This is a genomic window from Nonomuraea sp. NPDC004702 (genome assembly GCF_053601695.1).
Genome location: NZ_JBSGCE010000017.1, coordinates 115,803 through 139,956, shown reverse-complemented (window position 1 = coordinate 139,956; position 24,154 = coordinate 115,803). Strand labels below are relative to the sequence as shown.

The 24,154-nt window shown below is 69.7% G+C and carries 21 protein-coding genes and 1 tRNA gene; 12 read left to right on the top strand and 10 right to left on the bottom strand.

Features of this window, described 5'->3' with window-relative positions:
* The first annotated feature begins 13 nt into the window (after nt 1–13).
* The 6 genes from ACWEJ6_RS22650 (at nt 14) to pyk (ending at nt 7,373) form a co-directional block, all read left to right on the top strand.
* Nucleotides 14–1,492 (top strand): glutamate synthase subunit beta, encoded by a 1,479-nt coding sequence (locus ACWEJ6_RS22650; RefSeq protein WP_452425942.1) that lies wholly within the window; start codon nt 14–16, stop codon nt 1,490–1,492.
* A 102-nt stretch (nt 1,493–1,594) separates the two neighbouring features.
* Nucleotides 1,595–2,176, top strand: a complete 582-nt coding sequence (locus tag ACWEJ6_RS22645; protein WP_387666563.1) for a TetR/AcrR family transcriptional regulator — start codon at nt 1,595–1,597, stop codon at nt 2,174–2,176.
* Between the two features lie 90 nt (nt 2,177–2,266).
* A complete protein-coding gene (locus tag ACWEJ6_RS22640) occupies nt 2,267–3,712 on the top strand; it encodes an MDR family MFS transporter (protein ID WP_452425939.1) in 1,446 nt (481 codons plus the stop codon).
* A gap of 141 nt (nt 3,713–3,853) precedes the next feature.
* Nucleotides 3,854–5,560 carry a S8 family peptidase gene (locus ACWEJ6_RS22635; protein WP_452425937.1) on the top strand — a complete coding sequence of 569 codons (1,707 nt, stop codon included), beginning with the start codon at nt 3,854–3,856 and terminating at the stop codon, nt 5,558–5,560.
* Nucleotides 5,557–5,907, top strand: a complete 351-nt coding sequence (locus ACWEJ6_RS22630; protein ID WP_452425935.1) for a DUF2784 domain-containing protein — start codon at nt 5,557–5,559, stop codon at nt 5,905–5,907. Before ACWEJ6_RS22635 ends, ACWEJ6_RS22630 begins: the two co-directional genes overlap by 4 nt.
* Before the next feature lie 35 nt (nt 5,908–5,942).
* Nucleotides 5,943–7,373, top strand: coding sequence for a pyruvate kinase (gene pyk, locus ACWEJ6_RS22625; protein ID WP_352327603.1), 1,431 nt, complete (start codon nt 5,943–5,945; stop codon nt 7,371–7,373).
* Between the two features lie 102 nt (nt 7,374–7,475).
* Here the strand turns inward: pyk and dapD are convergent, their stop codons facing one another.
* Both dapD and ACWEJ6_RS22615 read right to left on the bottom strand, forming a co-directional pair.
* On the bottom strand, nt 7,476–8,438 hold the full coding sequence (dapD, locus tag ACWEJ6_RS22620) for a 2,3,4,5-tetrahydropyridine-2,6-dicarboxylate N-succinyltransferase (protein WP_358293842.1): 963 nt from the start codon (nt 8,436–8,438) through the stop codon (nt 7,476–7,478).
* A gap of 24 nt (nt 8,439–8,462) precedes the next feature.
* Nucleotides 8,463–8,885 (bottom strand): pyridoxamine 5'-phosphate oxidase family protein, encoded by a 423-nt coding sequence (locus tag ACWEJ6_RS22615; protein ID WP_357968201.1) that lies wholly within the window; start codon nt 8,883–8,885, stop codon nt 8,463–8,465.
* A 230-nt stretch (nt 8,886–9,115) separates the two neighbouring features.
* Between ACWEJ6_RS22615 and ACWEJ6_RS22610 the strand changes: the two genes are divergently transcribed.
* The gene (locus ACWEJ6_RS22610; RefSeq protein ID WP_352358311.1) at nt 9,116–9,709 is read left to right on the top strand and encodes a TIGR03086 family metal-binding protein; all 594 of its coding nucleotides are present in this window, start codon (nt 9,116–9,118) and stop codon (nt 9,707–9,709) included.
* A 98-nt stretch (nt 9,710–9,807) separates the two neighbouring features.
* On the opposite strand, the gene ACWEJ6_RS22605 is transcribed toward ACWEJ6_RS22610, so the two are convergent.
* Nucleotides 9,808–9,880: transfer RNA gene (locus ACWEJ6_RS22605), tRNA-Leu, on the bottom strand.
* An 89-nt stretch (nt 9,881–9,969) separates the two neighbouring features.
* Between ACWEJ6_RS22605 and ACWEJ6_RS22600 the strand changes: the two genes are divergently transcribed.
* The 3 genes from ACWEJ6_RS22600 (at nt 9,970) to ACWEJ6_RS22590 (ending at nt 13,560) form a co-directional block, all read left to right on the top strand.
* A complete protein-coding gene (locus ACWEJ6_RS22600; RefSeq protein ID WP_352327599.1) occupies nt 9,970–10,554 on the top strand; it encodes an ANTAR domain-containing response regulator in 585 nt (194 codons plus the stop codon).
* A 151-nt stretch (nt 10,555–10,705) separates the two neighbouring features.
* On the top strand, nt 10,706–11,998 hold the full coding sequence (locus ACWEJ6_RS22595) for an ABC transporter substrate-binding protein (RefSeq protein WP_358293837.1): 1,293 nt from the start codon (nt 10,706–10,708) through the stop codon (nt 11,996–11,998).
* Between the two features lie 254 nt (nt 11,999–12,252).
* Nucleotides 12,253–13,560 (top strand): ABC transporter substrate-binding protein, encoded by a 1,308-nt coding sequence (locus ACWEJ6_RS22590; protein WP_387666576.1) that lies wholly within the window; start codon nt 12,253–12,255, stop codon nt 13,558–13,560.
* 3 nt (nt 13,561–13,563) lie between these two features.
* Here ACWEJ6_RS22590 and ACWEJ6_RS22585 read toward each other — a convergent pair whose 3' ends face one another.
* On the bottom strand, nt 13,564–14,232 hold the full coding sequence (locus ACWEJ6_RS22585; protein WP_452425930.1) for a hypothetical protein: 669 nt from the start codon (nt 14,230–14,232) through the stop codon (nt 13,564–13,566).
* A 370-nt stretch (nt 14,233–14,602) separates the two neighbouring features.
* Here ACWEJ6_RS22585 and ACWEJ6_RS22580 point away from each other — a divergent pair, with 370 nt between their 5' ends.
* Complete coding sequence (locus ACWEJ6_RS22580) at nt 14,603–15,898, top strand: ABC transporter substrate-binding protein (protein ID WP_387666581.1); 1,296 nt, start codon at nt 14,603–14,605, stop codon at nt 15,896–15,898.
* A 57-nt stretch (nt 15,899–15,955) separates the two neighbouring features.
* Here the strand turns inward: ACWEJ6_RS22580 and ACWEJ6_RS22575 are convergent, their stop codons facing one another.
* The 6 genes from ACWEJ6_RS22575 to ACWEJ6_RS22550 all read right to left on the bottom strand — a co-directional run bounded on the left by ACWEJ6_RS22575 (nt 15,956) and on the right by ACWEJ6_RS22550 (nt 21,184).
* Complete coding sequence (locus ACWEJ6_RS22575) at nt 15,956–16,357, bottom strand: hypothetical protein (RefSeq protein WP_352358300.1); 402 nt, start codon at nt 16,355–16,357, stop codon at nt 15,956–15,958.
* Nucleotides 16,358–16,416: 59 nt separating this feature from the next.
* The gene (locus tag ACWEJ6_RS22570) at nt 16,417–17,214 is read right to left on the bottom strand and encodes an ABC transporter ATP-binding protein (protein ID WP_352331023.1); all 798 of its coding nucleotides are present in this window, start codon (nt 17,212–17,214) and stop codon (nt 16,417–16,419) included.
* On the bottom strand, nt 17,211–18,149 hold the full coding sequence (locus ACWEJ6_RS22565) for an ABC transporter ATP-binding protein (RefSeq protein WP_358293827.1): 939 nt from the start codon (nt 18,147–18,149) through the stop codon (nt 17,211–17,213). The genes ACWEJ6_RS22570 and ACWEJ6_RS22565 overlap by 4 nt, the downstream gene beginning before the upstream one ends.
* Entirely contained in the window at nt 18,139–19,137 is a 999-nt protein-coding gene (locus ACWEJ6_RS22560; protein WP_364390627.1) for a branched-chain amino acid ABC transporter permease, read from the bottom strand. The genes ACWEJ6_RS22565 and ACWEJ6_RS22560 overlap by 11 nt, the downstream gene beginning before the upstream one ends.
* Nucleotides 19,138–19,153: 16 nt before the next feature.
* Entirely contained in the window at nt 19,154–20,314 is a 1,161-nt protein-coding gene (locus ACWEJ6_RS22555) for a branched-chain amino acid ABC transporter permease (protein ID WP_452425926.1), read from the bottom strand.
* A gap of 519 nt (nt 20,315–20,833) precedes the next feature.
* A complete protein-coding gene (locus ACWEJ6_RS22550; protein ID WP_452425974.1) occupies nt 20,834–21,184 on the bottom strand; it encodes a PaaI family thioesterase in 351 nt (116 codons plus the stop codon).
* Nucleotides 21,185–21,315: 131 nt separating this feature from the next.
* Here ACWEJ6_RS22550 and polA point away from each other — a divergent pair, with 131 nt between their 5' ends.
* Entirely contained in the window at nt 21,316–24,006 is a 2,691-nt protein-coding gene (polA, locus tag ACWEJ6_RS22545) for a DNA polymerase I (protein WP_387666587.1), read from the top strand.
* Nucleotides 24,007–24,154: the final 148 nt, after the last annotated feature.

Below are 24,154 nucleotides of genomic sequence, written 5' to 3'. Positions count from 1 at the left end.
GGAGGCGTACTCGATGGCTGACCCCAAGGGTTTTCTCACGCACGAGCGGGAGCTGCCGGCGCGCCGCCCGGTCGACGTCCGCATCAGCGACTGGCGGGAGGTCTACCAGGACTTCCCGCAGGAGAAGCTGACCAGGCAGGCGGCCCGCTGCATGGACTGCGGCATCCCGTTCTGCCACAACGGCTGCCCGCTCGGGAACCTCATCCCCGAGTGGAACGACCTCGTGTACCGCACCGACTGGCGCGAGGCGATCGAGCGGCTGCACGCCACGAACAACTTCCCGGAGTTCACCGGCAGGCTCTGCCCGGCTCCGTGCGAGGCGGCGTGCGTGCTCGGCATCAACTCCGACCCGGTGGCGATCAAGCGGGTCGAGGTCGAGATCATCGACCGCGCGTTCGCCGAGGGCTGGGTGACCCCGCAGCCGCCGCGGGTGCGCACCGGCAAGAAGGTGGCCGTCGTCGGCTCGGGCCCCGCGGGCCTGGCCGCCGCCCAGCAGCTCACCAGGGCCGGGCACGACGTGGTGGTGTTCGAACGCGCCGACCGCCTCGGCGGCCTGCTGCGGTACGGCATCCCCGAGTTCAAGATGGAGAAGCGCCACATCGAGCGGCGCCTGGAGCAGATGCGGGCCGAGGGCACCAGGTTCCGCACCGGCGTCGACGTCGGCGTCGACGTCACCGCGGCCGAGCTGCGCGAGCAGTTCGACGCGGTGGTGCTGTCGGGCGGCGCCACCCAGTGGCGTGACCTGCCGGTCGCCGGGCGCGAGCTCAAGGGCGTCTACCAGGCGATGGAGTACCTGCCGCTGGCCAACAAGGTCCAGGAGGGCGACTACGCGGTCGCGCCGGTCTCGGCCGAGGGCAAGCACGTCGTGGTGATCGGCGGCGGCGACACCGGGGCCGACTGCATCGGCACCGCGATCCGGCAGGGCGCCGCGTCGGTGACCCAGCTGGAGATCATGCCGCAGCCGCCCGCGTCCCGGCCCGGCAGCCAGCCGTGGCCGACGTTCCCCATCCTGTTCAAGATGGAGAGCGCGCACGAGGAGCTGGCCGACGGCGGCGGGGAGCGCGTTTACGCGGTCTCCACCACCGAGTTCGTCGGCGACGAGGAGGGCAACGTCAGGGCGCTGCGCCTGGTCGAGGTCGAGGGGCCGCAGAACGGCTTCAAGCCGATCCCCGGCACCGAGCGGGAGATCCCGGCCGAGCTGATCACCCTGTCCATGGGCTTCCTCGGGCCGGAGAAGGGCGCCCTGCTGGAGGACCTGGCCGAGGTCGCGGGTGAAGGCTTCTACGACGCCCGCGGCAACGTCGCCCGGGACAAGACGTACATGTCGAAGGTGGACGGCGTGTTCGTGGCCGGTGACATGGGCCGCGGGCAGTCGCTCATCGTGTGGGCCATCGCCGAGGGCCGTTCGGCCGCCTCGGGCGTCGACCGGTACCTGAGCGGGGAGACGGCGCTGCCGTACCCGATCCTGCCGACGGCGCGTCCGCTGGTCTGACCTGCGCGAAGGGCCCCGGAGCCGGACGGCTCCGGGGCCCTTCATCATTTGCACACTCTGCAAGTCTTGCAGGATGTGCAAGTTCTGCGTAGAGTGCAACGCATGGAGAGTCCGGAACAGCGCCGTGAGCGCCGCAGGGCCGAGAAGCGGCAGGCCATCCGGCTGGCCGCGGTGCGGCTGGCGCTCGACGAGGGCCTCGACGCCGTGACCGTCGAGGCCGTCAGCGCGGCGGCCGACATCTCGCCCCGCACGTTCTTCAACTACTTCGCCTCCAAGGAGGAGGCGCTCGTCATGGAGCCGATCTGGCGGCCGGACGACATCGTCGCCCTGCTCGCCGACCGGCCGGCCGACGAGCCCGCCTTCCTGTCGCTCAAGACGGTGGCCCGGGAGCTCGCCGTGCGCGTGCGCCCGGTCTGGGACACCATGCAGCCGTTCATGGAGCTCAACAACCGTTACCCCGAACTGGCCGCCAGGGCGCGCGCCGCCGACCAGACCCAGATCATGGAGACGGTCCTCGGCGCCGTGCGGGCCAGGCCCGGAGTGACCGGCGGCATCCACGCCCGGATGCTGCTCATCACGACGTTCGGCGCGATGATCTCGGCCATCCAGGAGTCGGCGGCCACGGACGAGCCGGTCGAAGAACTGCTCGACGAGGCGTTCGCGCTGCTCGAACGCGGACTCTGACACCTCCGGAAAGAAAGCGGCGATCGGGGTGGCACCCCCGACCGCCGCGGATTCCTCCTGCCCTCGCGAAAGAAGCAAGGAGACAACTGAATGGTATCGACAATCGCCCAGGAGGCCCCACCGCGGCGCGGCCTCCTGCTCAGCATGGGCTCGCTCCTGCTGTGCCTGTTCCTGGCCGCCGTCGACCAGACGGTGGTGGCCACGGCCACCCCCACCATCGTGGGCGAGCTGAACGGCCTGGAGAACGTGTCGTGGCTGGTCACGGCCTTCTCCCTGACCTCCGGCATCGTCGCGCCCCTCTACGGCAAGCTCAGCGACATGTACGGCCGCCGCCGCCTGTACCTGTCGGCCATCGCCCTGTTCCTCGCCGGCTCGGCCCTGTGCGGGCTCGCCCAGACGATGGCCCAGCTCATCGCCTTCCGCGCCTTCCAGGGCATCGGCGCCGGCGGCCTGATGGTGCTGACCCTGGCGATCTCGGCCGACATCGCCACCCCACGCGAGCGCGCCAAGTTCCAGGGCCTGTTCGGGGCGGTGATCGGCGTGGCCGCCGTCCTCGGGCCGGTCATCGGCGGCTACCTCACCGAGCACGTCTCCTGGCGCTGGATCTTCTACATCAACCTGCCGCTCGGGGCGGTCGCGCTGGCGGTCGCGTTCGCCGTGCTCCGGCTGCCGCGGCGCACCTCGCCGCACCGGATCGACTGGCCGGGGGCCGCGCTGATCTCCGGGGTGCTGACCTGCCTGACGCTGTTCGCCTCGTGGGGCGGGACGACGTACGCGTGGACCTCGCCGGTCGTGGTCGGGCTGGGCGTGGGGGCGGTCGTGCTGGCGGGGCTGTTCGTGCTGGTGGAGCGGAGGGCGAAGGAGCCGGTGCTGCCGCTCGGGCTGTTCGGCGACCGCACGCTCACGATCGCCACGGCGACCATCGTGCTGATGGCCACCGGGATGGTGGGGGCGGCCACCTTCCTGCCGCTCTACCTGCAACTGGCCGCCGGGGCCAGCGCGTCGAACTCGGGGCTGCTGCTGCTTCCCCTGATGGCGGGCATGATCGCCGCCTCGGCCGTCGCGGGGCGGCTGGTGACCCGGCTGGGGACGTACAAGTGGGTCGTGGTGACCGGGGCGGCGCTGGCGACGGTGGCCGCGTTCCTGTTCTCGACCATGGGGCTGGGGACCGGGGCGGTCACGTCCGGGCTGTACATGGTGCTGTTCGGGGTCGGGCTCGGCATGGTGCTGCAGAACCTGATGCTGGCCGTCCAGGTCAGCGCGCCCGCCGCCGACCGGGGCGCGGCCACGTCGGTGGTGTCCTTCGCCAGGAACGTGGGTGGCGCCGTGGGGGTGGCCGTGCTCGGGGGCGTCTTCAGCGGCAGGCTGGGGCAGGCGGCCCTGGCCTCGGGGGTCGCGGGTGCGGTGCCCGAGTCCGTACGGCCGGCGTTCGCCGAGGCGGTCACCGGGGTCTTCGCGTGGATCACGCCGGTCATGCTGGTCGGCGTCGTGCTGCTGGCCTGCCTGCCGAACGTGCGCCTGCACCGCGACGCCTGACCCCGTACGACGCGGGCTCCACACGAAACCACCCCAGAGCCCGCGTCACCCCCCATCTGCCGAAATTTCACACCTAAGTTGCATCAGCCGTTGAGTGTCGGGAAGATGCAGATTCTGCGACAGTCGGTGGATGGGGGAGCAATGCGGCGAGTCGCCTCTGGCCTGACGGCGCTGGCCGTCGCCGCCGCGCTGACCGCGTGCTCGGCCGCCGCGGGCGACCGGGCCACCCCCGAGGAGCCCGCGCAGGACGGCCCCACCAGCTCCGCGCAGCCCACGCAGTCCGGCGCGACGTCCCGCACCGGCCAGAACCAGAACCTGGTCTTCTACGCCGACGGCAAGCAGGGCCAGGCCCTGGCGGCCGTCAAGCGCGCCGGCGGCACGGTCGTCGAGGAGGACGGCAAGCTCGGCTACGTGCTCACCCAGGGCGGCGGCGACGGTTTCGCCGAGAGCGTCGGCGCCGACCCGGCCGTCGTCGGCGTCTCGCCCGACCGCCGCGTCATCGGCTCCACCTCCTCCCGCGCCGCCCGCCCCGCGGGCAGGGGCTTCCCCGACGCCGGATCCATGGCCGGGACGGGCCTGGCCCAGGAGCCCCTGGCCCACCTGCAGTGGGACATGAAGATGATCGGCGCCGACCGGGCCAACGCCAAGGCCCCCGGCGACAAGAAGGTGCTGGTCGGCGTCATCGACACCGGCGTCGACGGCAGGCACCCCGACATCGCGCCCAACTTCGACCGCGAGCTGAGCCGCAACTTCGTCACCGACAAGCCCAAAGACGAGCGCGGCGAGACCCTGGACGGCCCCTGCGAGGTCCCCTCCTGCAAGGACCCCGTGGACGAGGACGACGACGGCCACGGCACCCACGTCGCCAGCACCATCGCCTCCCCGATCAACGGCATCGGCATCGCCGGCGTCGCCCCGGACGTGCGGATCGTCAGCATCAGGGCCGGCCAGGACTCCGGCTTCTTCTTCCTCAAGCCCAGCCTGGACGCCCTCACCTACGCCGCCGACATCGGCGTGGACGTCGTCAACATGAGCTACTACGTCGACCCCTGGCTGTTCAACTGCGCCGCCAACCCGGCCGACACCAAGAAGGAGCAGCTCGAACAGCGGGCCGTCGTCGTCGGCATGCAGCGCGCCCTCGACTACGCCCGCGGCAGGGGCGTCACGCTCGTCTCGGCCCTCGGCAACGGCTCCACCGACCTCGGGCACCCCACGGCCGACAAGCAGAGCCCGGGCTACCCGCGCGGCGACGAGAAGACCCGCAAAATAGACAACTCGTGCGTCAACGTGCCGGCCGAGTCCAAGGGCGTGATCTCGATCTCCGCCGTCGGGCCGTCCGGACGCAAGGCCGTCTACAGCGACTACGGCCTGGAGCAGACCGACCTGGCCGCCCCCGGCGGCGACGCGCTGGACGGCAAGGGCGCGCAGGCCAGCCGGTCGATCCTGGCCGCCGCCCCCGAGCACGTGCTCAAGGCCGGCGGCCGGATCGACGCCTCCGGCAAGCCCAAGGGCGCCGACGTCGTGCGCGACTGCCACAAGGGCGCCTGCTCCTACTACCAGTACCTCGACGGCACCTCCATGGCCGCCCCGCACGCCACCGGCGTCGCGGCCATCCTGATCAGCCGGTTCGGCAAGCCCGGCCCCGGCGGCCTGTCCATGGACCCCGCCACCGTCGAGGACCTGCTCTACCGGACCGCGACGCCCGTGGCCTGCCCGACCCCGCGCGCCTACGTCTACAAGGTGTACGGCGAGAACGAGACCCACCAGTGCGAGGGCGACCAGGCCAAGAACGGCTTCTACGGGCACGGCGTGGTGAACGCCTGGAAGGCGGCCACCATAGAGCCATGATGTACCGCCTGCTCGCGGACGCGGTGATGGTGACGCACTTCGCCTTCCTCGCCTACGTGGCCATGGGCGGGTTCCTGGCCTGGCGGTGGCGGTGGACGATCTACCTTCACCTCGCGGCCGTCGGCTGGGCCGTGGTGACTCTCGTCACTCACGTGGACTGCCCGCTGACCGTCGCCGAGGACTGGGCGCGGCGCAGGGGAGGGCTGCCGGGCCTGCCGCCGAGCGGCTTCGTCGACCATTACCTCGAAGGTGTCGTCTACCCTGAACAGTACGCGAACTTGGTACGGCTCGGACTCGCCGTTCTCGTGTTGTTCTCCTACGCCGGGTACGTTCTCCGTCGTCAGTGACTGCCAAGTGGTCTGTACCAATTAAGGTAGGACTCGTGACTCGTCGCGCGAAAATCGTCTGCACCCTAGGCCCAGCCACTTCGTCCAAAGAACGCCTCCACGAGCTGATCTCCGCGGGCATGGACGTGGCACGGTTCAACCTCAGCCATGGCAACCATGACATGCACAGAGAGGTCTACGACCGGGTCCGGGAGGTGGCGGCCGACCTCGGCCGCGGCGTAGGCGTGCTCGCCGACCTGCAGGGCCCCAAGATCCGCGTCGGCACCTTCGAGGAAGGGCCGGTGCGCCTCGGCTTCGGCGACGTCTTCACCATCACCACCGAAGACGTGCCCGGAGACCGCGAGCAGGTCTCGACCACCTACAAGGGCCTGCCCGGCGACGTGCGTCCCGGTGACAAGATCCTGGTCGACGACGGCCGCCTGGTCCTGGAGGCCACCCGCGTCGACGGCGACCGCGTCATCACCCGCGTCGTCATCGGCGGCATGATCTCCAACAACAAGGGCCTCAACCTGCCGGGCGTCAACGTCAGCGCGCCCGCGCTCACCGACAAGGACGAGGCCGACCTGCGCTGGGCGCTGCGCACCGGCTTCGACATGATCGCGCTGTCCTTCGTCCGCCGTCCCTCCGACGCCGACGTCGTGCGCAACATCATGGAGCAGGAGGCCGTCCGCCTGCCGCTGCTCGCCAAGATCGAGAAGCCGCAGGCCGTCGACCGCCTGCCGGAGATCGTCGAGGCCTTCGACGGCATCATGGTCGCCCGCGGCGACCTCGGCGTGGAGCTGCCGCTGGAGCAGGTGCCGATCGTGCAGCGGCGCATCATCGGGCTGTGCCGCGAGAAGGCCCGCCCGGTCATCGTCGCCACCCAGATGCTCGACTCCATGATGAGCGCCCCGCGCCCCACCCGCGCCGAGGCCAGCGACGTCGCCTACGCCGTCATGGACGGCGCCGACGCCGTCATGCTGTCGGGCGAGACGTCGGTCGGCAGCTACCCGATCGAGTCGGTAGCGACGATGGACCGCATCGCCTGCGCCGCCGAGAAGTCGTCCCTGCACGCCACCCACAGCCTGGAGCGCCTGCCGGAGACCACCGGCGGGGCCATCGCCAGGGCCGCGGCCGAGGTCGGCGCGATCGTCGGCGCCAAGGCCCTGATCGCGTTCACCATGTCCGGCGAGACCGCCCGCCGCCTGGCCCGCTACCGCTCGCCGATCCCGCTGCTGGCCTTCACCTCGGCCCCGCACGTGCGCGGGCAGCTGTCGCTGACGTGGGGCGTGGAGACGTTCCACGTGCCGTTCGTGCACCACACCGACGACATGGTGCGGCAGGTGGAGGCGTCGCTGCTGTCGCTCGGGCGGCTGGAGAAGGGCGACAAGGTGGTCATCGTGGCCGGCTCGCCTCCCGGCACGCCGGGCAGCACCAACGCGCTGCGGGTGCACACCATCGGCTCCGCGGTCTCGCACGCGAACTGACCGCCCACGCTCCGCGCAGGCTCGCCCGGACGGGTGAGCCTGCGCCGGGACGTCCTGTGGGGCCCCCTCCGTGGCGCCGGCCGGCGGAGAGGGCCCTGACGGTCAGTGGGCGTGCAGGGCGGCGTTCAGGGTGATGCCCGAACCCGTGCGGGGCAGGGCCTCCACCGCGCCCGACTGCGAGTTGCGGCGCAGCAGGATCCCGTTGGAGCCCGACAGCTCCGCCGCCTTGACCACCGTGCCGTCGGGCAGCGTCACCCGCGTGCCCGCGGTCACGTACAGGCCCGCCTCCACCACGCAGTCGTCGCCCAGCGAGATGCCGATGCCCGCGTTGGCGCCCAGCAGGCAGCGCTCGCCGATCGAGATGACCTGCTTGCCGCCGCCCGACAGCGTCCCCATGATCGAGGCGCCGCCGCCGACGTCGGAGCCGTCGCCGACCACCACGCCCGCCGAGATGCGCCCCTCGACCATCGAGGTGCCCACCGTGCCGGCGTTGAAGTTCACGAAGCCCTCGTGCATGACGACCGTGCCCGACGCCAGGTGGGCGCCCAGCCGCACCCGGTCGGCGTCGGCGATCCGCACGCCCTCCGGCAGCACGTAGTCGACCATCCGCGGGAACTTGTCCACCCCGTACACCGTCACCACGCCCTTGGCGCGCAGGCGCAGCCGGGTGCGCTCGAAGCCGGGCACCGGGCAGGGCCCGAAGTTGGTCCACACCACGTTGGCCAGCAGGCCGAACTGGCCGTCCAGGTTCACGCCGTGCGGCCGGACCAGCCGGTGGGAGAGCAGGTGGAGGCGCAGGTAGACGTCGTGCGCGTCGACCGGGGGCTCGGAGAGCTTGGCGACGCCCGTGCGCACCGCCACCACCTCGACGCCCCGCGCCGCGTCGCGGCCGGTCAGCGCGGCCAGCTCGCCGGCCTCCTCGGCGGAGATCCGCTCGGTGCCCGTCGCGGGCGGCTCGCCCAGCTCGGGAGCCGGGAACCAGGTGTCGAGAACGGTGCCGTCGTCGGCGATGGTGGCGAGGCCGACGCCGAACGCGCCGGTCGAGGTGGGATCGATTGCAGTCACGAGCCAAAAATACCGGGCGCCCGCTCAGCCCAAGGAGCCCAGGTCCGCCGACAGCCACCGCTCGGGTCGCATCCGGAACGTCACCAGGACGTGCAGGTCCGAGCCGTGCACGTAGCCCGACACCGCCTCCTGCGGCAGGTAGCGGGCGGCGATGCGGGTCAGCTCCTCGATCGTCGTGGGGTCGGAGCGCACCACCGGGCCCTCGACCGACACGTACCGGTAGGTCGGGCTGACCCGCTGGACCAGCATCGTGAACCGGCCCGCCTTCGCCACCAGCCGCGCCTTGCGCGACTCGCTGTCGGTCAGGAACCTGATCTCACCGCCGGGGCTGTAGTCGTACCAGACGGGCACGGCCAGTGGCGACCGCCCCGCGCCCGTCTCCACCGCCAGGCTCGCGATGTGCGGCTCGGCCAGGAACGTCTCCCGCTCGGTCACGCTCAACGGCATCCCCCGCCACCCCCGTCTCGTCCGTCGCAACTCGTCACAGAGGACTCTTCCCGGCGAACCGCCCGCGAAATCCCGCCCGGCCGCCGCTCCGGCTCCTTGATCGCTCCGGCGCCCGCACGGGTGAAAACCACTCGCACCGCCGCGAGGGTGCCGCCATCATCGACAGGTTGGCCACCCGCGGGCCTGCCGGGCCGGCCGGGTGGGTTCTTCGACGATGACGGGACATCGCCTTGGCAGACATCATCGAGCTCAACCGGCGGTCGGTGCGGGCCACCGTCGACCTGGTGAACACGATCAAGCCCGCCGACCTCGACCGGCCGACGCCCTGCGCCGGATGGGCCGTCCGCGACCTGCTGGCACACCAGATCGTGCAGAACCACGGCTTCGCCCTGGCGGCCTCGGGCGCGCGGTCGGAACTGGCGAGCTGGCAGCCGCGCCCCCCGGGCGAGGACCACGTGGCCGAGTACGCCGCCTCCGCCCAGGCCGTCGTCGCCGCCTTCGCCGCGGACGGCGTGCTCGACCGGGCCTTCTTCCTGCCAGAGATCCGCGACGGCGGCCCGTTCCCGGCGGCCATGGCGATCGGCTTCCACTTCATCGACTGCGTCGTGCACGCCTGGGACTTCGCCAGGGCGCTCGGCGTGCCGCCCGGCATCGACGACGACCTCGCCGCGGCCGCACTCCCGCTGGCCGCGCAGGTGCCCGACACGCCGGAGTCGCGCGGTTCGGGGAAGGCGTTCCTGCCCGGCGTCGAGCCCGGCGGCGCCGCCACGGCCCTCGACCGCGTGGTCGCCCTCCTCGGCCGCTCGCCCTCCTGGACGCCCTGACCCGGTCAACCTTTTCGGGCCTGCCCGTCGATCCGGCAGTCAGCGGGTGGAGAACGAAAAACCGCCCGGCCTATGAGGGAGCCGGGCGGTCAGGCCGGTGCCCCGGGTGGGATTCGAACCCACACTGTATGGATTTTGAGGCCATCGACTCTGCCGTTGGTCTACCGGGGCGACTTCGTCCGGTTTGTGATCTCGCAGCGTAATGCCCGAGGCCGCACCGGCGTGGATCTAATCTACCGGACGTCTGTACTCTTCTGCTCGTGAGTACGCAGCGGCGAGTAGTGATCGCGGAAGACGAGGCCCTGATCCGCCTCGACCTCAAGGAGATGCTCCAGGAGGACGGTTACGTCGTCGTGGGCGAGGCCGGTGACGGGGAGCAGGCGATCCAGCTCGCCGCCGACCTGCGGCCCGACCTCGTCATCCTCGACGTGAAGATGCCCGTGCTCGACGGCATCTCGGCGGCCGAGCGCATCGTGGCCGACCGGATCGCGCCGTGCCTCATCCTCACCGCCTTCTCCCAGCGTGACCTGGTGGAGCGGGCCCGCGACGCGGGGGCGATGGCCTACCTGGTCAAGCCGTTCACCAAGGCCGATCTGGTGCCGGCGATCGAGATGGCGGTCAGCAGGCACGAGGAGATGGTGGCGCTCAGCGCGGAGGTGTCCAGCCTTTCCGAGCGGCTGGAGACCCGCAAGCTGGTCGAGCGGGCCAAGGGCCAGTTGATGGCCCAGCACGGCTGGACCGAGCCGCAGGCGTTCCGGTGGATCCAGAAGGCGTCGATGGACCGGCGGCTGAGCATGCGGGAGGTTGCTCAGATCGTTATAGACGACGCGGCCGAGCGGGCATGAAAAGCACCTATATCAGGTGATTTAGCCCCGCGGGTTGTGGCCCGGTCACGACTGGGCATCCAACCGGCTTCGGCTTCTTTCTGCGCAGGCGTCCCGGCGCATGCTGATGGGCGGACGGAAGGTCCGCTCATCTCGAACGGAGACGCTTTCGATGATCCGCATTTCCCGCGCCCTGGCCGTCGCCACAGCGGCGAGCCTGGCACTGGCGGCGTGTTCGACCGGCGGCACGACCGCCGGGACGGGCGCCACCGGCGCCGCGTCCGTGAAACCCTCCTCGGCCGCCGCGGTCAAGGGGGACGGCACGCTGACGATCGGCACCGTGCTGCCCCAGACGGGCAATCTCGCGTATCTGGGACCACCCGAGTTCGCCGGGGTCGACCTGGCGCTCAAGGAGATCAACGACGCCGGGGGAGTGCTCGGCAAGCCGGTGGCGAAGATCGACACCGACTCGGGCGACACCACGACCAACATCGCCTCGCAGTCGGTGGACAAACTGCTCGGCCAGAAGGCCGACGCGATCATCGGCGCGGCGTCCTCGTCGGTGTCGGAGTCGATCGTGGACAAGATCACGCGGGCGGGCGTGGTGCAGTTCTCGCCGGCCAACACCTCCGACAAGTTCACCACGATCAACGACCAGGGCCTGTACTTCCGCACGGCGCCGCCGGACAAGCTGCAGGGCCGCGTGCTGGGTGACCTGGTGGCCGCCGACGGCAACGACACGGTCGCCGTCCTGGCGATGCAGGACTCCTACGGCTCCGGCCTGGCCGACCAGGTGACCAAGACGGCCGAGGAGGCCGGCGCGAGCGTGGTCGAGCGGGTCGACTACGACCCCAAGGCGGCCGAGTTCTCCGCGGACGTGGCCAAGGTCAAGGCCAAGAACCCGAAGGCGATCGTGCTGATCGGCTTCGAGGAGACGGCGAAGGTCGTGCAGGAGCTGGTCAAGCAGGGCCTGACGGCCGACAAGGTCAAGTGGTACATGGTGGACGGCAACATGTCGAACTCCAACTACCTCAAGATGCCCAAGGGCACGCTGAAGGGCGTGAAGGGCACGATCCCGGGCGCCGCGGCCCCGGAGGCGTTCCAGAAGCGGCTGCTGACGGTGAACCCGAAGCTGACGAACTACACCTACGCGGCGGAGTCGTACGACGCGACGACCCTGATCGCGCTGGCGGCCGAGGCGGCCAAGGACGACTCGGGCACCGCGCTGGCCCCCAAACTGATCGAGGTCAGCAAGGGCGGCGAGAAGTGCCAGGACTTCAAGTCGTGCGCCGACCTGCTCAAGGCGGGCAAGGACATCGACTACGACGGCGTGAGCGGCCCGGTGGACTTCAACGACGCCGGTGACCCGTCGGTCGCGACGATCGGCGTCTACCAGTACGACAAGGACAACAAGTACGACGCGGCCAAGGCGCTCGAATATCGCAAGGGCAACATCGCCGGCTAGGCGCTGGCGGCACCCCAAGCCGGACAACCCGCCATACAACCACCCCAGTCCCGAAATTTCGGGCTGGGGTGGTTGATATGGAGTCATGGCCGTAACGCTGATGAAACATGCAATTACAGAGGGTGATTGCGACATTACAAATTAGCATAAAAGTACCCGAAATCCCCACATCTCCCCGTCAAAGAGGCATGCTGAGCTCGGAAAACGCAGCGAGGGAGATCGTTCCCCCGCTGGGAATAAGGGGAGTCTCTTTTATGATCCGCATTGCTCCAGCAGGGCGCTTCCTGGCCGTCGCGGCAGCGGCGAGCCTGGCCCTGACGGCCTGTGGCGGCGGTGGCGACACGGCCGCGCAGCAGACCACGTCCGCGGCGCCGTCCTCGTCGGCCCCGGCCACCCAGACGGAGGCGGCCAAGGGCGACGGCACGCTCACGATCGGCACCGTGCTGCCCCAGACCGGCTCGCTGGCGTTCCTCGGCCCGCCCGAGTTCGCCGGCGTCGACCAGGCCGTCAAGGAGATCAACGACGCGGGCGGCGTGCTCGGCAAGCCGGTCACCAAGATCCACACGGACTCGGGTGACACCACCACGAACGTGGCCTCGCAGTCGGCGGACAAGCTGATCGCGCAGAAGGCCGACGCCATCATCGGCGCCGCCTCCTCGTCGGTGTCGGAGTCGATCATCGACAAGGTCACCGGTGCCGGCGTGGTGCAGTTCTCGCCCGCCAACACCTCTGACAAGTTCACCACCATCAGTGACCAGGGCCTGTACTTCCGTACCGCGCCCCCGGACAAGCTGCAGGGCCGCGTGCTCGGCGACCTGATCGCCGCCGACGGCAACGACACCATCGGCATCCTGGCCATGCAGGACTCCTACGGCTCCGGCCTGGCCGACCAGGTGACCAAGACCGCCGAGGCGGCCGGCGCCAGCGTCGTGGAGCGCGTGGACTACGACCCCAAGGCGGCCGAGTTCTCCGCGGACGTCGCCAAGATCAAGGCCAAGAACCCGAAGGCGATCGTGCTGATCGGCTTCGAGGAGGGCGCCAAGGTCATCCAGGAGCTGGTCAAGCAGGGCCTGACGGTCGACAAGGTCAAGTGGTACATGGTGGACGGCAACATGTCGAACACCAACTACCTCAAGATGCCCAAGGGCACGCTCAAGGGCGTCAAGGGCACGATCCCCGGCGCCGAGGCTCCGGAGGACTTCCGCAAGAAGCTCCTGGAGATCGACCCCAAGCTTGAGGACTACACCTACGCCGCCGAGTCCTACGACGCCGCGATCCTCATCGCCCTGGCGGCCGAGGCCGCCAAGGACGACAGCGGCAAGTCCATCGCCGCCAAGCTGCCCGAGGTCAGCAAGGGCGGCGAGAAGTGCAAGACCTTCAAGGAGTGCGCCGACCTGCTGAAGGCCGGCAAGGACATCGACTACGACGGCATCAGCGGCCCGATCGAGTTCAACGACGCCGGTGACCCCGCCGTGGCCACGATCGGCGTCTACCAGTACGGCGAGGACAACAAGTACGCGCCCAAGGCGCTGGAGTACCGCACGGGCAACATCGAGGGCTGACCCTCACCCGCCGCCCAGGCCGCACACGCGCAACGAGTACTGGATCAGCCGGTCCTGCAGCGGCTTGGGCGGCACCACGATCACCACCCGCTCGGGCCCGCCGTCCACGGTGGCCCGTACCGGGAACAGGAACGCCTTCTTGGCCTCGGCGAAGGCGTGCGGGTCGCAGCGGCCGGGGGTGAGCGTCACCGGCACCTCCGTCCGCTGCCGCCCGGCCTCCAGCACGGCCACGGGCCGCCCGCCGGCGTCCGGCGTGATGATGTAGTGCGTGGTGCCGTCGAGCTCGGTCAGCGTCACCTTGCCGGCGCCGCGCCGGGTGACCACCAGCTTGCCCCGCATCTCCTTGCCCACCTGCTTCCAGTCGGGCCCGAACTCGATGCCGGCGGCCTCCTTGATGAGGAATTCCGAGCATTCGTCCCGAAGCAGGCGGGTCAGCAGCGGGCTGGGGTGCGGCACCTTGAAGACCACCCGGCGCGGCTGCTCGGCGCCGGCGCGGATGTTGGCCACCACGGTGGCGGGCCGGAGCTGCGGCAGGCCCGCGGGCAGGCAGTTGGCCGCGCCGTAGGTGATGCGCAGGTCGGTGCGCTCGGTCCGCTTGATCGTGGCGTCCGTCTTTTCCGGCGGCAGTGTTTTGAACGACGGCGTCACGAGCTGGACGTCGGCGAAATACACGGGTATGCCGCTGGTATTACGGACCGCCACCTCCAGCGCGTGCACGGGCTCGTCGGAACGCCATTGCTCCAGCGTGACCGATACGCCGGCGGGAGGATCCGAGGAAGGCGGCGGGGGCGGCGGCGACGAGGCGCACCCGGCAAGAAGGACCGCCGTGACTAGGACAGGCGTAAAACGCTTCACCCGTCGCACATTAAGCCTGCTAGCGCAGGTCCGTAAGTTGAGGACTGATTACGACTCCGCATCCAAGTGCCGACAGTTCACCCCGCCATCTGGTTCGAGTACACGGCGATTTTGTACGTTTCCGTCATTCGATCGGGAGCGCTCGGCGGTGCTGACGATCCCGGCCTGGAAATGAAGGAGACACTTCATGATCCGCATTGCTCCCGTGGGACGGGCGCTGGCCGTCGCGGCCGCCACCAGCTTGGCCCTGACGGCCTGCGGCGGTGGCGGCAGCAACACCGCCACGCAGTCCTCGCAGCCGGCCGCGCCATCCTCGTCGGCTCCCGCGGCGAAGGGCGACGGCACCCTCACGATCGGTACGCTGCTGCCCCAGACCGGTTCGCTCGCCTTCCTCGGCCCGCCCGAGTTCGCCGGCGTCGACCTGGCCATCAAGGAGATCAACGAGGCCGGGGGCGTGCTGGGCAAGCCCGTCACCAAGTACGACACCGACTCGGGCGACACCACCACGAACATCGCCTCGCAGTCGGTGGACAAGCTGCTGGCCCAGAAGGCCGACGCCATCATCGGCGCGGCGTCCTCCTCGGTGTCGGAGTCGGTGATCGACAAGATCACGGGCGCGGGCGTCATCCACTTCTCGCCCGCCAACACCTCCGACAAGTTCACCACGATCGAGGACAAGGGCCTGTACTTCCGCACCTCGCCGCCCGACAAGCTGCAGGGCCGCGTGCTCGGCGACCTGGTGGTGTCCGACGGCAACGACACCGTCGGCATCCTGGCGATGCAGGACTCCTACGGCACCGGCCTGGCCGACCAGGTGCAGAAGACGGTCACCGACGGCGGCGGCGAGGTCGTCGAGCGCGTCGACTACGACCCCAAGGCCGCCGACTTCTCCGCCGACGTGGCGAAGATCAAGGCCAAGAACCCCAAGGGCATCGTCCTGATCGGGTTCGAGGAGACCGCCAAGGTCATCCAGGAGCTGGTCAAGCAGGGCCTGCCGGCCGACAAGCACAAGTGGTACATGGTCGACGGCAACACCTCCAACACCAACTACGTCAAGATGCCCAAGGGCACGCTTGAGGGCGTCAAGGGCACCATCCCGGGCGCGGCCGCTCCGGAGGAGTTCCAGAAGAAGCTCCTCGGCATCAACCCCAAGCTGGAGGACTACAGCTACGCCCCCGAGTCCTACGACGCGATGAACCTGCTCGCCCTGGCCGCCGAGGCCGCCAAGAGCGACGCGGGCACCGACATCGCCGCCAAGCTGGCCGAGGTCAGCAAGGGCGGCGAGAAGTGCAAGGACTTCAAGAGCTGCGTCGACCTGCTGAAGGCCGGCAAGGACATCGACTACGACGGCGTGAGCGGCCCGGTCGAGTTCAACGACGCCGGTGACCCCGCCGTGGCCACCATCGGCATCTACCAGTACGGCAAGGACAACAAGTACGCCACCAAGGCGCTGGAGTACCGCACCGGCAACATCGCCGGCTGATCAGCCTCCCGCAGCACCCCGAGGAAGGGCCCGGTCCGCGCGGACCGGGCCCTTCCGTCATGCGCAGCCGGCCACGATCTGCTCGGCGGCGGCCCGGTACTGCCGCAGCAGCGCGACCTGCCGCGCGTGCGGCACGTCGTTCCTGGACAGGCCCGCGGTGGCCGTCTCGACGCTCTGGACGGCGGCGTGCAGCGAGGCCGGCAGCCGGTCGCCGAACTGGAGCGTGATGCCGCGCAGCTCGGCCAGCCGGCCGATGACGGCGTCCTCGAAGTACTGCTGCTCCTCCTGGCCCTTCGGTCTCAGCATCAGGTCGGCGTAGCCGATGGCCGAGACCACGCGCGCGCACGGGCTGTCGGTCGGGTCGCCGCCGGTGCTGTACCGCTGCGCCGAGGAGGCGTCCTCCTGGCAGCCGACGAGCAGGACGGGCAGGACGAGCGCCACTGTCAGCATTCGTTTCACAGCGTTCATTAAAAAACGGAGAAGGGGCCCCGGGGGAGCCCCTTCTCCGTTCGATCCGGTTACGCCTTGGCCAGCGTGCCCAGGTACAGCTCGATGACCTTGGGGTCGTTGGCGAGCTGCCTGCCGGTGCCGGTGTAGGCGTTGCGGCCCTGGTCGAGCACGTAGCCGCGGTGGCAGATCTGCAGGCAGCGGCGGGCGTTCTGCTCCACCATGATCACCGTCACGCCCGCCTTGTTGATCTGCTGGGCCTGGATGAAGACCAGGTCCTGGAGCTTGGGCGACAGGCCCGCCGACGGCTCGTCCAGCAGCAGCACCGACGGCTCGGTCATGAGCGCCCTGGCCATGGCCACCATCTGCCGCTCACCGCCGGACAGGGAGCCCGCGCGCTGCTTGCGGCGCTCCTTGAGCGCCGGGAAGAGCTCGGCGACGAACTCGAAGCGCTCCTTGAACTTGCCGGGCACCTGGAAGGCGCCCATCTCCAGGTTCTCCTCGATGGTGAGGCTGGGGAAGACGTTGTTGGTCTGCGGCACGTAGCCGACGCCGCGGGAGACCAGCGAGTGCGCCTTCATGTTCGTGATGTTCTCACCCTTGAGCAGCACCGTGCCGCTGCGGATGTTGACCAGCCCGAACATGGCCTTCAGCAGCGTCGACTTGCCGGCGCCGTTGGGGCCGATGATGCCGATCAGCTCGCCCTCTTTGACGTAGAGGTCGGAGCCGTTGAGGATGTTGACGCCCGGCAGGTAGCCGGCGATCAGCTCGTCGCACCGCAGCACGGCGTCTTCGGCGCCTTCCAGGTGCGCGGTGCGGTCGGTGACGGCCGCCTGCGACTCGGGGGCGGCCTCGGGGGCGTCGCTCACTTCTGCGTCTCCTCTTCGATCTCGGCCTCCAGGGCCGCCTCGGCCTCGTGGAGCTGCGACTCCAGCTCGGTGTCCGAGAGCGGGGCGTCGTGGTGGGCGCCGAGGTAGGCGTCGATCACGCGCTCGTCCGACATGATCGTGTCGGGCGGGCCCTCGGCGATCACGGCGCCCTGCGCCATGACGATCACCCAGTCGCTGATGTCGCGGACCATGTCCATGTCGTGCTCGACGAACAGCACCGTCATGCCCTGCTCGCGCAGGTCCTTGACGTGGCCGAGCAGCGACTGGGTCAGGGCCGGGTTCACGCCCGCCATGGGCTCGTCCAGCATGACCAGCTCCGGCTGGACCATGAGCGCGCGGGCCATCTCCAGCAGCTTGCGCTGGCCGCCGGACAACGAGCCGGCGAAGTCGTCCCGCTTGGCGCCCAGCTTGAAGCGTTCGAGGAGCTCCTCGGCGCGGACGGTGATCTCGTCCTCCTGGCCGCGCCACATCGACGGGATGAGCGCCCGCCAGAACGTCTCGCCCTTCTGCCGCTGGGCGCCCAGGCGCATGTTCTCCATGACGGTCAGGCGGGACAGCGCCTTGGTGAGCTGGAAGGTGCGCACCATGCCGGCGCGGGCGACCTTGTGGGCCGGCACCCCGCTCATGCTGCGCCCGTTGAACGTCCACGAGCCGGAGTCGGCGGTGTCGAAGCCGGTGAGCTGGTTGAAGAAGGTCGTCTTGCCGGCGCCGTTGGGGCCGATCAGCGCGGTGATGGAACCCCGCTGGATCTCGACGTGGGCGACCTCGACCGCGGTCAGGCCGCCGAAGCGGCGCACGACGTTGTCGACGGTGAGGATCGGGTCCGGCTTCGGCACGCCCGGGTCGCGGGCCAGGTCCTTGAAGGCGGCCAGCGCCGCGGCCTTGCGCTCGGTGGCCGTGGTTTCAGCGTGCATTGATTGCTATCTCCCTCTTGTCGCCGAAGATGCCCTGTGGCCGGAAGATGAGCAACAGGACGAGACCCAGGCCGACCAGGATCCAGCGGACGGCGCCCACCTGGTTCGTGTCCATGAAGGTGATGATCCCGGCGCCGACGGCCTCGGACAGCACGCCGTAGATCAGGACGAGCAGCACCCAGAAGATCGACGCGCCCACGACGGGGCCGAGCACGCGGGCGGCGCCGCCGAGGATGACCATCGTGTACGCGTAGAACGTCGTCTCGGTGCCGAAGATGTCGGGCTGGACGGAGGCGTAGGCCAGGCCGTAGATGAAGCCGCCCAGGCAGCCCACGACGCCGCCCAGGATGAGCGACTGCATCTTGTAGGAGAAGACGTTCTTGCCGAGGCTGCGCACGGCGTCCTCGTCCTCGCGGATGGCCTTGAGCACGCGGCCCCAGGGGCTCTTCATCAGCAGGTAGACCAGCCCGCAGCACAGGGCGATGAGCACCCAGCCGACGGTCAGCACCCACAGCACCCGGTGGTTGAAGAACAGCGGGATGGAGCCGAGGTTGAAGCCGTACTGGCCCTCGGGGTAGGGGTTGAGCGCGTAGAAGCCGTCGGAGAAGCCGCGCTGGCCGTCCGAGCCGCCGAAGACGCTCTTGAAGGCCACCGAGCGGAACACCAGCCGGACGATCTCGGCCGCCGCGATGGTCACGATGGCCAGGTAGTCGGCGCGCAGCTGGAGGGTCGGGATGCCGAGCAGGATCGCCAGGAGCACCGCGGCGAGCAGGCCGACGATGATGCCGACCCAGAACGGCAGGCCCATGACGGTGACGGTGACGGCCAGGCCGTAGCCGGCCACGCCCATGAACGCCGCCTGGCCGAAGTTGAGCAGGCCGGTGTAGCCGAATTGGATGTTGATGCCGATCGCGGCGAGCGCGTACAGCACGGTCTCGACGCCGACCGCGGACTTCAGCGTCGTGCTGATGATCGTGATCCAGTCCATTCTGATCCTCCCCCGATCAGCCGATTCGCTCGCGGCGGCCCAGGATGCCCTGGGGCCGGACGAGGAGCACGATGATGAGCACGACCAGCGCGCCGACGCTCTTGAGCTCCGGCGGCACCCACAGGGTGGAGACCTGGATGAACAGGCCGACCACCAGCGAGCCGACCAGCGCGCCGAAGGCGGTGCCGAGCCCGCCGAGCGTGACGCCGGCGAAGATGAGCAGCAGGATGTCCTGGCCCATCGTGTACTTCAGGTTCTGGGAGAGCCCGAGCATGATGCCGGCCAGCGCCGCGATGGCGCCGCCCAGGGTCCAGATGATCCGGATGACCCGGTCGACGTTGATGCCGGACGAGGCCGCGAGCGCGGGGTTGTCCGACACGGCCCTGGCCGCCTTGCCGGTCCGGGTGCGCAGCAGCGCGAAGCCGACCAGGAGCAGCACGGCCAGCTCGATGCCCATCGCCACGAAGTTCTTGGGCGCCGCGGAGATCGGCCCGACCTCGATGCCCGGCTGGGCCGTGTACTGGGCGTAGGCCTCGTTCTGGCCGCCGAAGAAGATCAGCATGACGTAGCGCATGACCAGCGCGACGCCGATGGAGACGATCATCATGGCGACGATGCCGGTGCCGCGCCTGCGCAGCTGGCCCCAGAAGAGGCGGTCCTGGGCGTAGCCGAACGCGCCGCCCAGCGCCACGGCGAGCACCGCGGCGGGTATGAGATGGAGGCCGAAGCCGACGTTGAACATGTAGGCCAGCACCGCGCCGAGCGTGACCAGCTCGCCGTGGGCGAAGTTGGTCAGGCCGGTCGTGCCGTAGATCAGCGACAGGCCGAGCGCGGCCAGGGCGATGATGAGACCGAGGTTGAGCCCCTCGAAGGCGAGCTGCGCCGCGGTGTCCCAGACGCTGCTCTCCCCGCTGTCGTCGTCTCCCTGCGGCTGCCCGGCGACACCCTTGGCCTGCAACGCGAACAGCACGGTCGAGCAGTTGCCCTCGAAGACGGTCGGCGTGCGCACGTTGCTGCCGCCGCGCACCTCGGCGTTCTTCGGAAGGGAGTTCGGGTCAAGGGTGACCTTGAACTTGCCCTTGTCGGTAGGAACTTCCCACGTGCCCTGTGCGTTTGTTGTGACCTCCTTGACGGGTTGTCCGCCCTCGGTGGTCACGGCGATTTTGACGCCGTTCACTGGCTGGCCTTGGAGTTTGAGCGTCCCCTTCAAACCCTGGCATCCGGCCGGCCCCGCCTGCGCGGGACTGGCCAGCAGGAAGATGAGTCCACCCAGGAAGGCCGTGAACGCGATCACGGCTCTGCGCAATGGTGCTCCCTCAAATAGGTCAAGGCGGGGTTGTACCCCTCCATCTCGACACGCGCGCATCGCAGGCACAACTGGGATGCAATGGCGGGAGCTTATTCCGCAGACGCCCGTTTCAGTATGGTTCGTCACCAATTAGTGACATGCGTGTGCCACACATGTGAGCAAACAACGCGGCAGGTCAGGGGCTAAATGAGGGAAGACGCCTGGCCCACGCCGAAAACGAAACGGTAACGATGGGGAGAAAACGTGGACGAGCCCGCGGAGCGGCCTTTGGGGCCATGTAGGGCTTCCCCGGCCGCACACGTTATCTACCGGGCCTCCCCGCGGGCTCTGTTCGGACAACCGTAGCGATCGATGGGGCCGCTGCGCAAAGGTTCGGTCAAAGTGACGTCAGGGGCGCTGGTCGCGCAGCATGCACGTCAGTCTGGAGGTGCACACCCGCCGTCCCCCCTCGTCGGTGATCTCGATGTCGTACGTCGCCAAAGTGCGTCCGCCGTGCAACCGTGTCGCGACCCCGGTCACGTAGCCGGAGGTCGCTGAGCGGTGGTGGGTGGCGTTGATCTCGATGCCGACGGCGATGCGGCCGGGGCCGGCGTGGATCGCCGCGGCCACCGAGCCCAGCGTCTCGGCCAGCACCGCCGACGCGCCGCCGTGCAGCAGGCCGTAGGGCTGGGTGTTGCCCTCGACCGGCATCCTGCCGACGACGCGCTCGGGCCCGGCCTCGATGAACTCGATGCCCATGCGGTGGGCCAGCGTGCCCTCGTGCACCGCGCCGTACGCGGAGAAGTCCAGCGGATCGGTCTGCGTCAAGGGGATGTCTCCACTCTTCCGAGCTCGGGTTTTCTGTCGTTGACGCAGACTAGGCTGCGTACGTGCCGAAGAGTGAAGTGACCCCCAGCCGCCCGTGCCTGTTGCTGCTTGACGGGCATTCCCTGGCCTACCGCGCCTTCTACGCGCTCAAAGACGCCAACCTCATGACCACCGACGGTCAGCACACCGAGGCGGTCTACGGGTTCACCTCGATGCTGACGAACATTTTGCGCGACGAGCAGCCGACCCATGTGGCGGTGGCCTTCGACCGGTCGGAGCCGACCTTCCGCCACGAGGAGTACTCCGACTACAAGGCCAACCGGAGCGAGACGCCCGAAGACTTCCGCGGCCAGATGCAGCTCATCTACGAGCTGCTCGACACGCTGCGCATCCCGCATCTGTCCAAGGCGGGCTTCGAGGCCGACGACCTCATCGCCACCCTGGCCACCCGCGCGGCCGGCGACGGGATGAACGTCCTGATCGTCACCGGCGACCGCGACGCCCTGCAGCTCGTCGACGAGCACGTCACCGTGCTGATGACGCGCCGCGGCATCAGCGACATGACCCGGTTCACCCCCGAGGCGGTCGAGGAGAAGTACGGCCTGACCCCGGCCCAGTACCCCGACTTCGCCGCCCTGCGCGGCGACCCCAGCGACAACCTGCTGTCCATCCCCAGCGTCGGCGAGAAGACCGCGGCCAAGTGGGTGCGCGAGTTCGGCTCCCTCACCGCGCTGGTCGACCGCGTCGACGAGGTCAAGGGCAAGGTCGGCGACAAGCTGCGCGAGCACGTCGCCCAGGTGCTGATGAACCGCCGCCTGACCGAGCTGCTGCGCGACGTGCCGCTCGACGTCGAGCTCGGCGACCTCACCCAGGGCGCGTGGGAGCGCGAGGAGATCAACAAGCTGTTCGACACCCTGCAGATCCGCGGCGAGCTGCGCGAGCGCGTCTTCAAGGTGCTCGGCACCGGCGAGGCGGAGCCCGAGCAGGGCTTCGAGGTCGAAACCGTCATCCTCGGCCCCGACCGGGTGGCCGGCTGGCTGGCGGCGCTCCCGCAGGGCCGCGCCGGGCTGGCCTTCAAGGGCTCCTACGGCAGCGGCTCGGGCCGCATCGACGGCATCGCCGTCGCCTCGCCCGACGGCACCGCCGCCCACATCGACCCCGTCAAGCTCACCGAGGCCGACGAGGCGGCGCTGCGGGCCTGGCTGGGCGACGAGAGCAGGCCCAAGGCCGTCCACGACGCCAAGGGCCCGATCCTGGCGCTGTGGGCCCAGGGCATGGAGCTGCGCGGTCTGAGCTGCGACACCGCGCTGGCCGCCTACCTCGCCATGCCGGGCCAGCGCACGTTCGCGCTGGAGGACCTGGCCAGGCGCTACCTCCACCGCGACCTGCGGGCCGAGGAGGAGTCCGGCGGCCAGGCCGCCCTGTTCGGCGACGACGAGGACGCGCCGGCCAAAGACCTCGCGCTGCGCGCCCACGCCGTGCGCGAGCTGGCCGACTCCCTTGAGGGCTTCCTGGCCGGCCGCGGCGGCACCCAGCTCCTGGCCGACGTCGAGCTGCCGCTGCTGTCGGTGCTGGCCGAGATGGAGCGGGCCGGCATCGCCGTCGACAGCCAGTACTTCGCGGGCCTGGAGGCCGAGTTCGGCGCCGCGGTCAAGCACGCCGTGGAGGAGGCCCACCGCTCCGTCGGCGAGCAGTTCAACCTGGGCTCGCCCAAGCAGCTCCAGGAGATCCTGTTCACCCGGCTCAACCTGCCGAAGACCAAGAAGATCAAGACCGGCTACAGCACCGACGCCGACCAGCTCGCCTGGCTCGCCACCCAGACCGAGCACGAGCTGCCGACGATCATGCTGCGCCACCGCGACCAGCAGAAGCTGCGCACCACGGTCGAGGGCCTGATCAAGGAGGTCGGCGACGACGGGCGCATCCACACCACGTTCAACCAGATCATCGCCGCCACCGGCCGCCTGTCGTCGGAGAAGCCCAACCTGCAGAACATCCCGATCCGCACCGCCGAGGGCCGCCGCATCCGGCAGGGCTTCGTGGTCGGCGAGGGCTACGAGCGGCTGCTGACGGCCGACTACAGCCAGATCGAACTGCGCATCATGGCCCACCTGTCGGGCGACGAGTCGCTGATCGAGGCCTTCGAGTCCGGCCACGACTTCCACCAGGCCACCGCGGCCCGGGTGTTCGACCTGCCGCCCGAGCAGATCGACAGCGAGCTGCGGGCGCGCATCAAGGCGATGAACTACGGCCTGGCCTACGGCCTGTCCGACTTCGGCCTGTCCGGGCAGCTCAACATCCCGGTCTCGGAGGCGCGGGCGCTGAAGGAGGAGTACTTCACCGAGTTCGGCGGCGTGCGCGACTTCCTGCAGGCCATCGTGGCCCAGGCGCGCACCGACGGCTACACCGAGACGATCATGGGCCGCCGCCGCTACCTGCCCGACCTGACCAGCGACAACCGCCAGCGCAGGGAGATGGCCGAGCGCATGGCGCTCAACGCCCCCATCCAGGGCTCGGCGGCCGACATCATCAAGGTCGCCATGCTCCACGTCCACCAGGCCATCGCCGAGGAGGGGCTGGCCTCGCGGATGTTGCTGCAGGTCCACGACGAGCTGGTGTTCGAGGTCGCGCCGGGCGAGCTGGAGACGCTGCGGCAGCTCGTGTGCGACCAGATGAACGCCGCCTACCACCTGCGCGTTCCGCTGGAGGTCTCGGTGGGCGTCGGGCGTACGTGGCAGGACGCCGGCCACTGATGATGTTTATCCCGACACGGCGGGGCAGTCCGACATATCGCGAACGGCGTGGCCCCGCCGTCTCCGGGGCTTCTCGTCTACGCTGATGACAGTTTGGCCGAGATGTCGGGAGATTTGTGCGGGTACCAGCGTCCTTCACGCGGATCAT

Coding starts and splice junctions, on each gene's coding strand:
- ACWEJ6_RS22645 (WP_387666563.1), top strand. CDS start 1,595: ATGGAGAGTCCGGAACAGCGCCGTGAGCGCCGCAGGGCCGAGAAGCGG.
- ACWEJ6_RS22650 (WP_452425942.1), top strand. CDS start 14: ATGGCTGACCCCAAGGGTTTTCTCACGCACGAGCGGGAGCTGCCGGCG.
- ACWEJ6_RS22615 (WP_357968201.1), bottom strand. CDS start 8,885: ATGCCGTTGAGCGTGACCGAGCGGGAGACGTTCCTGGCCGAGCCGCAC.
- ACWEJ6_RS22580 (WP_387666581.1), top strand. CDS start 14,603: ATGATCCGCATTGCTCCCGTGGGACGGGCGCTGGCCGTCGCGGCCGCC.
- ACWEJ6_RS22595 (WP_358293837.1), top strand. CDS start 10,706: ATGATCCGCATTTCCCGCGCCCTGGCCGTCGCCACAGCGGCGAGCCTG.
- ACWEJ6_RS22635 (WP_452425937.1), top strand. CDS start 3,854: ATGCGGCGAGTCGCCTCTGGCCTGACGGCGCTGGCCGTCGCCGCCGCG.
- ACWEJ6_RS22565 (WP_358293827.1), bottom strand. CDS start 18,149: ATGCACGCTGAAACCACGGCCACCGAGCGCAAGGCCGCGGCGCTGGCC.
- ACWEJ6_RS22550 (WP_452425974.1), bottom strand. CDS start 21,184: ATGGGCATCGAGTTCATCGAGGCCGGGCCCGAGCGCGTCGTCGGCAGG.
- ACWEJ6_RS22590 (WP_387666576.1), top strand. CDS start 12,253: ATGATCCGCATTGCTCCAGCAGGGCGCTTCCTGGCCGTCGCGGCAGCG.
- ACWEJ6_RS22640 (WP_452425939.1), top strand. CDS start 2,267: ATGGTATCGACAATCGCCCAGGAGGCCCCACCGCGGCGCGGCCTCCTG.
- ACWEJ6_RS22630 (WP_452425935.1), top strand. CDS start 5,557: ATGATGTACCGCCTGCTCGCGGACGCGGTGATGGTGACGCACTTCGCC.
- ACWEJ6_RS22560 (WP_364390627.1), bottom strand. CDS start 19,137: ATGGACTGGATCACGATCATCAGCACGACGCTGAAGTCCGCGGTCGGC.